The sequence below is a fragment of the Paludisphaera soli genome (assembly GCF_011064595.1).
GTDB lineage: Bacteria > Planctomycetota > Planctomycetia > Isosphaerales > Isosphaeraceae > Paludisphaera > Paludisphaera soli.
Map to the genome: position 1 here is coordinate 52088 of NZ_JAALJI010000026.1, position 12290 is coordinate 64377.

The 12290-nt window shown below is 70.1% G+C and carries 9 protein-coding genes; 3 read left to right on the forward strand and 6 right to left on the reverse strand.

Annotated features, from left to right (window positions below; genetic code table 11):
- Positions 1–180 precede the first annotated feature (180 nt).
- The 6 genes from G6O68_RS25155 to G6O68_RS25180 form a co-directional block, all read right to left on the reverse strand.
- A complete protein-coding gene (locus tag G6O68_RS25155; RefSeq protein ID WP_240911503.1) occupies positions 181–954 on the reverse strand; it encodes a phosphorylase family protein in 774 nt (257 codons plus the stop codon).
- Positions 939–1940 carry an adenosyl-hopene transferase HpnH gene (gene hpnH, locus G6O68_RS25160; RefSeq protein WP_165251419.1) on the reverse strand — a complete coding sequence of 334 codons (1002 nt, stop codon included), beginning with the start codon at positions 1938–1940 and terminating at the stop codon, positions 939–941. The genes G6O68_RS25155 and hpnH overlap by 16 nt, the downstream gene beginning before the upstream one ends.
- Positions 1941–2008: 68 nt before the next feature.
- Positions 2009–4033 carry a squalene--hopene cyclase gene (gene shc / locus G6O68_RS25165; protein WP_165251420.1) on the reverse strand — a complete coding sequence of 675 codons (2025 nt, stop codon included), beginning with the start codon at positions 4031–4033 and terminating at the stop codon, positions 2009–2011.
- A 249-nt stretch (positions 4034–4282) separates the two neighbouring features.
- Complete coding sequence (locus G6O68_RS25170; protein WP_165251421.1) at positions 4283–5551, reverse strand: BON domain-containing protein; 1269 nt, start codon at positions 5549–5551, stop codon at positions 4283–4285.
- A 208-nt stretch (positions 5552–5759) separates the two neighbouring features.
- Positions 5760–8096 carry a TolC family protein gene (locus G6O68_RS25175; protein WP_165251422.1) on the reverse strand — a complete coding sequence of 779 codons (2337 nt, stop codon included), beginning with the start codon at positions 8094–8096 and terminating at the stop codon, positions 5760–5762.
- A gap of 469 nt (positions 8097–8565) precedes the next feature.
- The gene (locus tag G6O68_RS25180) at positions 8566–8925 is read right to left on the reverse strand and encodes an Mpo1-like protein (protein ID WP_165251423.1); all 360 of its coding nucleotides are present in this window, start codon (positions 8923–8925) and stop codon (positions 8566–8568) included.
- 158 nt (positions 8926–9083) lie between these two features.
- Here G6O68_RS25180 and lpxK point away from each other — a divergent pair, with 158 nt between their 5' ends.
- From lpxK to G6O68_RS25195, 3 genes are all read left to right on the forward strand, one after another.
- Positions 9084–10157, forward strand: coding sequence for a tetraacyldisaccharide 4'-kinase (gene lpxK / locus G6O68_RS25185; RefSeq protein ID WP_165251424.1), 1074 nt, complete (start codon positions 9084–9086; stop codon positions 10155–10157).
- A 78-nt stretch (positions 10158–10235) separates the two neighbouring features.
- Positions 10236–11333 carry a lipopolysaccharide heptosyltransferase II gene (waaF, locus tag G6O68_RS25190; RefSeq protein ID WP_165251425.1) on the forward strand — a complete coding sequence of 366 codons (1098 nt, stop codon included), beginning with the start codon at positions 10236–10238 and terminating at the stop codon, positions 11331–11333.
- Positions 11318–12262, forward strand: coding sequence for an NAD-dependent epimerase/dehydratase family protein (locus G6O68_RS25195; protein WP_165251426.1), 945 nt, complete (start codon positions 11318–11320; stop codon positions 12260–12262). Before waaF ends, G6O68_RS25195 begins: the two co-directional genes overlap by 16 nt.
- Positions 12263–12290: the final 28 nt, after the last annotated feature.

Below are 12290 nucleotides of genomic sequence, written 5' to 3' on the forward strand. Positions count from 1 at the left end.
GATTCGCGGCTGTCGAGAATCACGTCCATTTCCCCTCGTCCGGCGGGAGCCGGGCGAGTGGTGCGGCGACGTCGGATGAGGTAGGTCGCCCTGAAACGCCGCGCGGGGCTCTCGTTGACCTCGATGCGCGGGCTCGGGCGATCTCAATGCAACCGGCGCGCCGGCGTGACGGGCGGCGGCTCAGGTCAGGCCGCGTAAGAAGACCTGGAGGCCGTCAGCGAGGCGGTCGGCCGCTTCGAGTGCGTGGGCGTGTAGCGACCAGAAATCCTTGAGCGACGAAGGTCGGCCCACGAGCGCGCGCAGGGCCGCGCCGACGCGGTAGCTGCCGGATGTGTTCAGCAGGCGGCCGACCTCGGGGGGGAGGTCCGTCCGGGCGTCGTCGCTGACGACCCGGAGCGAGAGGAATGGGACGCGACGTTCGCGGGCGGCGACGGCCGCGGCGAAGGTCTCCATGTCGATCAGGTCGGCCTGGTGCTCATTTCGGAGCCTGGCCTTTTCGGCTGCGGACGTCACGACGTGATCGACGAGGAGCAGCCGGCCGACCGATCGGATGCCGGGGACGGGCCCGACGAGGCCGGCGGCGATCTCGACGACCTCGCCCGACCCGTCGATCAGCGAGCGCGGGGCGATCAGGTCGTTGCGGTTCAGGGCGGGATCGAGCGCGCCGGCGAAGCCGGCCGAGACGATCACTTGCGGCCGGTGACCGGCGAGCAGGTGCTCGACGCCCCGACGGGCCGAGGCTGCGCCGACGCCCGAGGCCAGCACGGCGAGGATTCGGCCCTCAAGCTCCCCCTCGACCACCGTCAGCCCCCGGGCGGCGTAGCGCCGGACTCGGGCCAGCTTGTCGATCAGGTGGCCGGCCTCCATCGGCATCGCCATGACGACGCCGACGTCGGCCGGGGAGGGGGCGGGGGCCAGTCGCTGGGGCTCGGGGTCGATCAAAGGAACTGCCACTTGACCATCTTGAGGGTGTCGCCGAGGCGGCTGTTCACGCCGAGGGCGGCCGAGGTCTCGAAGCCCGAGTGCATCATGCAGTTCTCGCAGCGCGGGTCGTTGCCCGGGCCGTAGTCCTCCCACTCGGTCTTGTTGATCAGGTCGCCGAAGGTCGGGTGGTGGATGTCGGTGATGAGGTAGCAGGGGCCCTTCCATCCCTTGATGTTGCGGGTGGGGTTGGCCCAGGCGGTGCAAGACAGCTCGCGCTTGCCCTGAAGGAACTCCAGGTAGATCGGCGACGAGTAGAATCGGTACTTGCGGAACATGGCCTCGGCCGCCCGGAACTTGGCCCGGATGTCGGCGCGGGTCATGAACATCTCCTTGGAATCGACCGCGGCGTAGCCGTAGCCGGGGGAGATGAGGAAGCCGTCGACGTCCAGGCTCGTGAGGTAGCCGAACAGCTCGTCCAGCTCCTTCATGTCGGTCTCCTGGAAGACCGTCGTGTTGGTGCAGACGAGGAAGCCGGCCTCCTTGGCCGCCTTCACGCCGTCGATGGCCGAGTCGAAGACGCCCTGACGCTCGACGGCGATGTCGTGGCTCTCGCGCATGCCGTCGAAGTGGACGTTGAAGAAGAACCGGGAATTCGGCTTGAAGTCCTGGATCTTCTTGCGGATGAACATCCCGTTTGTGCAGAGGTAGACGACCTTCTTGCGCTCCAGGATCTTGGCGGTCAGCTCGCCGATGCCGGGGTAGATCATCGGCTCCCCGCCGCAGATCGACACGACCGGCGCGCCGCATTCGTCGACCGCCGCGAGGCACTCGTCGATCGAGAGCTTCTGCTTGATGGTCTGCGAGTACTCGCGGATCCGCCCGCAGCCGGTGCAGGTCAGGTTGCAGGCGTGGAGCGGCTCCAGCATCAGGACCATCGGGAACTTCTTGGCCCGGGAGAGCTTCTTCTTGGCGATGTAACCGGCGATTCGGCTCGTCATCTGCAGTGGAAAACGCATGCGGCGATCACTCCCTTGTTCTGCTTGCGCGACCTGACCGAATCGGGGGCGAAATGGGATGGGGACCGTCAGACCAGAGGCCGGGGGTCGGCCGGGATGCGGCTGGCCAACGCCCCGGGCGCGAGGCTCCGATCCCGGGCGAGGGCCTGGCCGTAGCGGGCGATCGCCATGAGCGGGAAGGAGACGCTGTAGAGGTGGTACTTGAGATAGAAGACCTTGGGGAACCCGGTCCCGGTGAACTCGGGCTCGTCCCACGAGCCGTCCTCGAGCTGCGAGTCGACGAGGTACTGGATCCCCCGGGCGACGGCCTCGCCGTCGACGCGGCCGGCGGCGATCAGCCCGAGCACGGCCCAGGCGGTCTGCGAGGCGGTCGGCGTCCCCGTGCCTTTCAGGGCGGGATCGTCGTACGTCCCGCAGGTCTCGCCCCAGCCGCCGCAAGGCTGCTGGACCGACTCCAGCCAGTCGGCCGCCCGCACCAGCGCCGGGACGTCCATCGGGTGGTCGATCGCCTTGAGCCCCTGGAGGACCTGCCAGGTCCCGTAGATGTAGTTCACGCCCCAGCGCCCGTACCAGCAGCCCTCGGGCTCCTGCGTCCGCCAGAGGTAATCCAGGCCCCGGGCGACCGCCGGGTGGTCGAGTCGGAAGCCGAGGGCGCCGAACAGCTCGATCTGGCGGGCCGTGATGTCGGCGCAGCTCGGGTCGAGCATGGCGTTGTGGTCGGCGAACGGGACCTTGGTGAGGACCTCGTTGTCGATGTCCACGTCGAACGCCGCCCAGCCGCCGTCGCGGTTCTGCATCGCGAGCAGCCAGTCGGTGCCGCGGCGGATCGCCCCGGCGATCGGCGGCTCGTCGGCGGCCGGCGAGCGGAGCAGGGCCATCAGCACCATCGCCGTGTCGTCGATGTCCGGATAGAAGGCGTTGGCGTACTCGAACGGCCAGCCGCTCGGCTCGACGCCCGGCCGGCGGACGGCCCAGTCTCCCGGCCTCCGCAGCTCCTTCGAGAGCAGCCACTCGGCCGCCCTCTCGACGGCCGCCGCGTCGGCCGGCTCGTCGGCGTCGGAGATCGCGATGGCCGTGATCGCCGTATCCCAGACGGGGGACACGCAGGGTTGGAAACGGGTCGTCTCCCCCTCGTCGATCCGCAGGTCGTCAAGGTGTCGCCAGGCCCAGGTCACCGACGGCGAATCGGGCTCATACCCCAGGCAGTGGAGCGCGAGGATCGTGTAGATCATCGGCGGGTAGATCGCCCCCAGGCCGTCGGAATCCTCGAAGTGCTCGACCATCCAGCGGTGCGCCTCGCGCAGCCCCCGGCGTCGCAAGGCGGCCGGCGTGACGCGGTCGGCGAACTTCAGGCCCCGATCCACCGCCAGGAAGAACCGGCCCCACGAGAACAGGGGCGGTCGGGGACGGGCCCAGGACCGGGGACCGTCGAACAGCTCGGCGATGCCCCGCTCGGGCTGGACCCTCCGCACCGGCTTGAAGTGCGACACGATGGAGAGCGGCACGACGATCGAGCGGGTCCACGAGGACATCGCGCTCAGGCTGAAGCCGAACCGCGAGGGGATCAGGGCCATCTCGGGGGGGACGATCGGGCACTCGTCGTACGAGATCTCGCCGAGCAGGGCGAGATAGAACCGGGTGAAGCTGTTGCTGGCCCCGGCCCCGCCCAGGGCGAGGATGACTTCTCGCGCCTTGACCATGGCCGGGTCGTCGGCCGGCACGCCGGTCAGCTTGAGGGCGAAGTAGGCCTCCACCGAAGTGCTCACGTCGGCCGGCCCGCCGGGGTAGGTCGGCCAGCCGCCGGTCGGCAGCTGGTGCGCCAGGATGTAGCGTGCACAGCGCCGGCAGACGTCCTCGCGCTCGCGGCCGAAGAAGGCCAGCAGGAGGATGTATTCGGATTCGAGGATCGTGTCGCCTTCGAGTTCGCCGACCCAGTGGCCGTCGTCCTTCTGGCGGGCGAGCAGCCAGTTCCGCGTCCGGTCGAGGGCGGCTTCGTGACCGCTGGCTGCGGGAGCCTCGCGACGCAGCGACGACCGGACGAAGGTATGGGCCGCATCGCCCTGAGAAGCGCCTCCCTCCTTGTTGGCGATCATGCGTTCTCGATCCTCTGGTTCTCGGCGTGTTAGGGTCGCGGCCTCTCGGGCAATCGACGATGAGTCCCGGCGCGCGGGCAGGCTTCGGAGAGGCCCTCCCGTGAGTGGGAGGTCATCCTAAGCGGCTCGCCGAGATTCGATCAAGATCAAACCCCCTCAAGATTTGCGACCTAATGACCGACGGTCGCGTCGAGGGGGCCGAGAGTTTGCCTAGCTTCTTCAGAGTCGCGCGGTGTGGGGGGAGGGGCCTCAATCGGCCGTGAAGGTGGACTCGATCCGGAAGTCGCGCAGCAGGGGGATCGACCGCAGCAGGGCTTCGAGCCGGGCCGGATCCTCGCCGAGGGACAGCGTCCCTCGGACCTGCACGAGGTCTCCCTGAACCCGGACCCGGTCGACGTGCGCGGAGTCGCCGACGTGGCGGCGGACCTGCCCCAGGAAGTAAGGCTCCAGGTCGTCCGGTCGTCCCTTCGTCCGCAGCGGGTTGGGGCGGTTCTCGTCGGGGAGCGGGAACTCCAGCTTGTCGACGACCTCGCGAACGCCCGGCGTCTGCTGCGCGGCCCGGTACGCCAGCATCGCCTCGTAGGCCGACGGCACCTTGCCCGAGATCGTCGCGACGTCCTCTCGCGCGGACACCTCGACGGCCTGGTCCTTGAGGGCGGGGCGACGGCCGAAAGCCTGTTCGATCCGTGCCTTGAGCCCCCCGCCGCCTTCGCGGGCCGCCGGTGCCGGGCGGGGAGTTTCGGCCGGGTCGACGGCCGGGGGGGGCGGCGGCGGGACGGGCCGCTGGAGCTCGATCGGCCGGCCGTCGACGGGCTGAGGGGGCGGCGGGGGCGATTCCCGGCTCGCGACCCTCAGGTCGCTGGCGACGCGGGTTACGCCGGGCACGCTCATGGCTTCCTGTTCGATCAGTCGCTTGTCTTCCTCGCTGGCGACGACGCCGCTGAGCGACACCTGGCCGTACTCATCGACGGTGAGCTGGAGCTGACCTCGGGCCGGGGCGGAGGCCCGGCGCAGTCTCGCGTCCGCGGTCGGGGCGGCAGAGGTCGCGTCGGGGCGACTCGCGGATCGCATCGGGAAGCTCAGGATGGGTGGCTCGAGGCCGAAGAACGGGTCGTCGAGTCGGCCGAACAGGGGTTCGGGATAGACGAAGTATGGGGAGGGGCCGACGGGGGCCGCCGCGACGGCGGACGCCGCCGAGTAGGTTTGCTCGATTGCGACGCGATGGGCCTCGTTCGTGTCGATCACCAGGTCGTCGTGCGGGACGAGGCCCAGGTCGATGACCGTCCGGATCGCCAGGTCGTGCACGGCCTTGGTGCCGACCTTCCCGGACAGGATGATCTCGCCCTGCCGGCCGACGTCGACCCGGATCGCGTAGGGGAGGGTGAGCGGGTTCGCCCGGAGCGCGTCGACCACGGATTGCTCGGGGGCGACGCGCGGTTGTTCGAGGGCGAAGTTCGGCCGTGGGGCCGGCGCGGCGGCCAGGGCCGCGAGGACGAGGAGTCGAAGGCGTCGGGACATGGGATGCTCGCCCCTTCCTTGTCGACGTGCTGAGCGCGGTGCGGGGGAGGTAAGCCCCTCGATTGGAGTCTATCGGCGGCCGTCGAGGGGCGACAAGGCGATCTCGATCGTTCCGGTGGAGGAGTCGTAACGAACGACGAAAGGCCGACGCCCGGGTTGGGCGTCGGCCTTTCGTGGAGTCGCACGGCTTCGAGTCTTCGGCCCGCCGTCAGGGCAGGGGCGGGAGGTCGACGGCCTCGGGAAGCTCGGGGAGTTCCTCGGCGGCCGGGGCCGGGGCCGGGGCCGGCTCCGGCGTCGGGCTGGCTGGGGGAGGCCCGGAGGCCGGGACTGCGGCGGGATCGGTCCGGGGGGCGTCGGCCGGCTGGGCCTCGGGGGCCGCGGTCGGCGTCTGCGAGAGGATCGGGGCCTCGCCCGCCGGGCGGTAGGGGGGGATCGGGGTCGGCGGCGGTCCGAGCGGGCCGATCGGGGCCGGCATCGCGGGGAGCGGGTCGCCTTCCTCGAGGTTCGGCGGCGGCTGGGGCGTCACCGGATCGGGCGAGGAGGGGCCGACGATCCGCTCGGGATACATCGGGCCGTCCGGCGCGATCGGGATCTGCTTGTGGCCTTCCTGGATGTCGCGGGCCTGGACGTAGGCCTTGCGGGGGTTGGGGCCTTCGGCGACCGCGATGTTGTTGTAGGCCAGGAGCGTCCCCTTGGCTTCTTCCAGGGCGATGATCGAGATGTTGTAGGTGGTCTTGTACTGCGCCTCCAGGGCCACGGCCTGGGCGTACTGGCTGACGGCGTCGAGGAAGCGGTCGATGGTGATCCGGCCTTCTTCGTAATAGGCCCGCTGGGCGGCGAGCCGTTCGGCCGCGGCGGCCCGAAGCCGCGAGGCGGTCTTGAACTGCTTGTAGTTGGCGTCCACTTCCAGGAAGAACCGGCTGAGCGAGTGGACCGTCTGGTGGATGACCTGCTGGAGGTAGGCCCGCTGCCGGAGCAGGGTGTACTGGGCCTGCCGGGTGCTGGCCAGCGGGGCCCGCATGCCGAGCGGCATCTGGAACGACCAGCCGACCTGCCAGGTCCGGAAGTTGTTGTAGAAGCCGGGGTTCCCCGCGACGCCCGCGGCCCGCTGCTGTGCGGCGACCACCGGTTCCAGGGCCTTGATCGTCGCCCCCGTCATGACCGCCTCGGCCGAGTCGAGCGAGTCGCCGAAGCCGTTGAACTGGTAGAGGACGTTCAGGCTGAGCTGGGGGAGGAGCTGGTTGCGGGTGATGAGGAGCTGGAGCTCGGCGATCCGCACCAGGAGCTGCTGCTGGACGATGTCGGGCTGGAAGGTCACCATCTGGGCGAGGCTCGAATCCCAGTCGGGCTCCAGGCGGGCCTCGGTCGGCGGCGTGACCGGGATGATCCGGCGGTTGTCGGCCGGGGGGAGGCCCAGGATGTTGCGGAGCTGCCGCTCGGTGGTGATCACGTCGGCCGTCTTGGTGACCAGGTCGAGGTTGAACTGCTCCAGCCGCTGCTGGGCCTCGGCGACGTCGGCCACGGTCCCCTTGCCGACGACCAGCTCGGCCTGCTCGCGGTTGACGATCTCGCGGGCCAGCTCGACGGCCTTCTCGGCCGACCAGAGCTGGACGTGCTGCTGGGCCAGGGCCCAGTACTGCTGCTCGATCGACCGGACCTGGGCCATGACGGCGGCCTTGAAGCTCCAGACGGCGGCGTCGGCGTTGAGCCGGGCCACGACGATCGGGGCGCGGTTGGCCTCCAGGCCCACCGGCGGGCCGGCCGGCTGCCCGGGCATCGGGGCGCTGCCCATCAACGGCTGGGTCAGCGAGAGCTGCAGGTTCGTCGTATACGCCGACGGCGTGACGAGGAACGTGCTGTTCTGATACAGCCAGTTGACGTTGTGGACGATGCCGAGCTGGGCGCCGGTGGCGGTCCGCTTCTGCAGGCCGACCTGGAAGTTGGCCGACTCCTGCACCGAGATGACCGGCGTCCGGGTCCCGGCGAGCTGGAACGTACCGCCCTGGATCGCGTTGTTGAACGGCTGGGAGCTCTTGCCCCAGGTCATGTTCGTGATGAACGCGGTGTCGAACGTGCTGAGCGCCTGGGCGATCTGGGTCTCCTGGACGGCCGGGTCGTAGACCGACGCCAGCGAGCCCGAACCCAGGGCGCTGGCGATGCCCGCCCCGGCCCCGGTGTTCAACGGCTGCGGCTCGAAGCCGCCGACCGGGATGCCCTGGGCACCGAAGGCGATGACCCGGACGACCTCGGAGTTGTCCAGGCCGATCCGGATCGCCTCCTGGAGCGTCATCGGCCAGATCTCGTCGGCCTCGGGGTCGTTGGTGGTCCGGGGCTTGGCGATCTTGGGGATCGGCAGCGGGGCGCCGCTCGACAGGAAATCGGCCTGCTTGACCTCCTTGTCCTCCAGCGCCATCTTCCCCATGTTGTCGTGGGGGACGGACTTGGACTGGTCGATGTAGGGAAGTCTCTGGCAACCGGAGGAGCCCACCCAGGCCGCCAGCACGGCCATATGAGTCCATCGGTTCCTGCGTAAGGTCAATCGCATGGCCAGCCGTCCTTGACTAAGATCGCCATGTGACGCGTCATCCGAGGCGTGGGATCACGCCGCGCCATCCCTGGCTTGGCTCACGGAGTCTACCGCCCACGACTCGACCGCCGCCGTCGCATTCGGGCCGACTCGGTCGCGACCCTGCTCCAACACCCACGAGGGCGGCCGGGACGAGGTGCGAGCGCCGACCCTTCGTGCCGTAAACAAGTTGTCGTCTTCCGTTCATCCGATGGTGCGATCCCGAGACCCCCCGAGAAGTGGACGGGGAATCGGGCTGTCGAATGGTATCGGACGTCCGTGTTCTGAGACTTGAAGCGATGAGGCGGATCTTACGGATTGTTCCGATTCCGCTCCAGGCGAAAAAACGAAGGACGGCGCGGACTCCGAGGATTCCCCGGCTTCCGCCCCCCCCGCAACGACTTAAAGGGACGAGAACGCTCAAGTCGTTCCCGAGTCCCCTCCGGAATCACCGAGGGCGTCGATCGCCGACGGGGACGTTCGACGCAACGCCCTGGGCGAAGGGGCCCGCCCCGGGAGGGTATTCCACATAGGGGAGGCCGAACAACCGCTTGAAGTAGATGACCTCGCCCGGGTCGGTCCCCTCCAGGTAATGTCCCGCGAATTGCAACGCGAAGCCCCCCAGGAACAGACCCAGGGCCAGGACGAAGATGGAGAAGGAGACGAGGTAGACGTAGACCGGGAACAGCAGCACGCCCAGGATCGTCAGCGGGATGCCGACCAGATGGAGGACGAAGCTTACGGCGCTGAGGTGCCGGTCGAGCCAGTGGACGACCAGGGGATGCGGCGGTTCGGGCGGGGCGATCATGGAGCGGCCTGGGGGTCCGGGGTTGCGGTCGCGGTGCGGGTTGACGCTCGTCCTCGCTTGCGGTTAGCCTCCTCATCCATCTTAGCGGCGGACGCGACGATCCGGCAGTCGGACGCCGAACCGCCGCGCGGGTTCGATCGGGAGAGGACGTCGCACGCGTGGGCCGCATCGATCCCGAAGGTTTCCTCAAGCTGGTGCGGGGCGAGACGCGGGGGCCGCTGGCGACGATCGGCCGCCTGGGCCTCGGGCTCGGGGCCGTCGGTTACGGGCTCGGCGTCGCGGCCCGGAATGCGGCCTTCGACCGAGGCTTCAAGACGATCCACCGCGCCCGCGTGCCCGTGATCTCGGTGGGGAACCTCACCCTCGGCGGGACCGGCAAGACGCCGATGGTCGAGTGGCTGGCCCGCTGGTATCGTGAGCGGGGCGTCCGCGTCTGCCTGATCAGCCGTGGTTACGGCCGGGCCGACGCGGTCAACGACGAGGCCCTCGTGCTGGAGGAGAACCTCCCGGACGTCCCCCATCTCCAGGACCCCGACCGCGCGCGGCTCGCCGAGGTAGCCGTCGACGAGTTGGAGACCGAGCTGATCCTCCTCGACGACGGCTTCCAGCACCGACGATTGGCCCGCGACCTCGACGTGGTGCTGCTCGACGCGATCGACCCGTTCGGCCTGGGCCGGCTGTTCCCTCGCGGCCTGCTCCGGGAGCCGCCGCGATCGCTCCGGCGGGCGGATGCGGTGGTGATCACTCGCGCGGACCTGATCTCGGCCGACCGTCTCTCCGCGATCCGATCGGCGGCGAGTCGACTCAACGGCGCTGCGCCGATCCTGGAGGCCCGCCACGCCCCTCGCGACCTGGTGGACGGCGAGGGGGACGCCTCGCCGCTCGACGGACTCGCCGGCCGGTCGGTCGCCGCCTTCTGCGGGATCGGCAACCCCGAGGGGTTCCGCCGGACCCTCGACTCGCTCGGCTGCCGGATCGTCGACCTGCGGCCGTTCCCGGACCATCACCCCTACTCCGCGGCCGACGTCGCCGACCTCGCCCGCTGGGCCGAGGCCGCGGGCGCGGATCTCGTCTTGACCACGCAGAAGGATTCGGTGAAGCTCCGCCTCTCGAATCTCGGGCCCGCGCCTCTCCGCGCGCTCCGGATCGGGCTCGAAATCCTGGGAGACTCCGCGCCGCTGGAAGTCCGGCTGGCCTCGCTGCTCCCGGAGGACCCGCCGATCCGGGAGTGAGGGACGCGAGGTTTCCGGAGATCGAGCACCCCGGCACGGATCGCCGGACGCAACCGCCAGGGAAGGGCCCGGCCTCGAATGAACCTCGTCGTCTTCTGCCCCAGCCTCATCGGCGACACCGTCATGGCCACGCCCACCTTCCGCGCCCTGCGGAAGGAGTTCCCCCGGGGCCGCCTGACCGCCGTCGTCAAGCCGAACGTCGCCCCCGTCCTTGACGGGCTCGACTGGTTCGACGAGATCCTCCCTTTCCATCCGCGATCGAAATCGCGCGAGCATCAGACGCCCGCCTTGCTCCGGCGGCTTCGGGCCGATCGACCCGACGTGGCCGTCCTCCTTCCCAACTCCATCCGAACCGCGTGGATCTCCTGGCGGGCCGGGATCCGGCGGCGGGTCGGCTACGACCGCTACGCCCGGGGATGGCTGCTGACCGACCGGCTGGCTCCGCCCCGCGACGCGAACGGCAAGCTGCTGCCGTGCCCGATCGTCGAATACTACCTCGGCCTGGCCCACGTTCTGGGTTGCCCCGGCGACGGCGTCCGCCTGGAGCTGGCGACCACGCCCGCCGACGAGGCCGCGGCCGACGAGGCGTGCGAGGCTCTCGGGGTGGACACCTCCGCCGGGCTCGTCTGCCTGAACACCGGCGGGGCCTTCGGACCGGCCAAGGCGTGGCCCGTGGAGTCGTTCGGAGTCCTGGCCCGCCGGCTCGCCGAGGAGGCGGGCGTCGCCGTGGTCGTGCTCTGCGGCCCTTCCGAGCGCGAGGAGTCGCGGCGGATCGCCCAGCTGGCCGCCCATCCCGGGGTCGTCAGCCTGGCCGATCGTCCCCTCAGCCTGGGTCTCTCCAAGGCCCTGGTGCGGCGGGCCGAGCTGCTGGTCACCACGGATTCCGGCCCCCGACACTTCGCCGCCGCGTTCGGGACGCCTGTCGTCACGCTTTTCGGGCCCACTCGTATCGAATGGACACGCACGAATCATCCCCACGCCCTACATTTATATCATCCGGTCCCTTGCGGACCGTGCCAGCGTCCCGTGTGCCCGCTGGGCCACCACCGCTGCATGAAGCTGCTGACGCCCGACCGCGTTTACGACGCAGCGCGGCGGATGCTGTCGGGCCGTCGTAGTCCGCGATCCACAACTTTGCAACAAGGGACGAAGGAGTCCTCATGGCGACCTGGCTGATCACAGGAGCGGGCGGATGGCTCGGGGGCTGCGTCCTGGACGCCCTGGCGCGGGCGTCGGACGCGGAAGACCGGATCGTGGTCATTGGGAGGAAGCGACCGGACGCCTTGTGCGGCGCGCTCTTCGTCGCGGCCGACCTGACCGACCCGGACGGGTTGACCCGGACCGTGCGCGACGTCTCCCCCGACTACGTGGTCCACGCCGCGGGCAAAACTCCCCCGGCCGCGGACGAGGAGATGTACGAGACCAACTTCTGGGGCACCGATCGGCTGCTGAACGCACTTCGGTCCTTGAACCGGACCGTCCGCGTGGTGGTCGCGGGCTCGGCCGCCGAGGTCGGCACCGTCGCCGCCGCCGACCTGCCGGTCGTCGAGGACCATCCTTGCCGGCCGATGACCGCGTACGGCCGCAGCAAGATGATGGCGACGGCCTCGGCCCTGGCCGGTCGCGGGCCGCTGGAGGTCGTCGTCGGCCGGGTCTTTAACCCGATCGGTCCGGGTATGCCCGAATCCCAGGCTTTCGGGCGGTTCGCCGCCCAGCTCGCCGCGCCCGACGTCGACCCGATCACGGTCCGTGCGGGGCGGCTGGACGCCCGCCGCGACTTCGTCGACGTCCGCGACGCCGCGCAGGCCCTCGTCGACCTGGCGCTCCGGGGCACGCCCCGCCGCGTCTACAACATCGGCTCGGGCCGCTCGCGCACGATCCAGGAGGGGCTGGACCTGCTGATCCGCCTGAGCGGCCGCGCGACCCGCGTCGCCTTCGACCCGGAGGCCGCCCGCCGCGCGGGGCCGGACGACTCCCGCGCCTGCATCGACCGCATCGTCGGCGAGACCGGATGGCGTCCGTCGACCTCGTTCGATCGGTCGATGATGGACCTCTGGGCCGCCGCCTCGGGCCTGGGCCGCGCGGCCCTGCCATTGACGGGCTGAAGGGTGCACCTATAATCGCCGCTGCGGC

Excerpts from the sequence above, each read along its gene's own strand:
- waaF (WP_165251425.1), top strand. The coding sequence starts at position 10,236 with ATGAACCTCGTCGTCTTCTGCCCCAGCCTCATCGGCGACACCGTCATG.
- G6O68_RS25180 (WP_165251423.1), bottom strand. The coding sequence starts at position 8,925 with ATGATCGCCCCGCCCGAACCGCCGCATCCCCTGGTCGTCCACTGGCTC.
- shc (WP_165251420.1), bottom strand. The coding sequence starts at position 4,033 with ATGATCGCCAACAAGGAGGGAGGCGCTTCTCAGGGCGATGCGGCCCAT.
- hpnH (WP_165251419.1), bottom strand. The coding sequence starts at position 1,940 with ATGCGTTTTCCACTGCAGATGACGAGCCGAATCGCCGGTTACATCGCC.
- G6O68_RS25195 (WP_165251426.1), top strand. The coding sequence starts at position 11,318 with ATGGCGACCTGGCTGATCACAGGAGCGGGCGGATGGCTCGGGGGCTGC.
- G6O68_RS25175 (WP_165251422.1), bottom strand. The coding sequence starts at position 8,096 with ATGCGATTGACCTTACGCAGGAACCGATGGACTCATATGGCCGTGCTG.
- G6O68_RS25170 (WP_165251421.1), bottom strand. The coding sequence starts at position 5,551 with ATGTCCCGACGCCTTCGACTCCTCGTCCTCGCGGCCCTGGCCGCCGCG.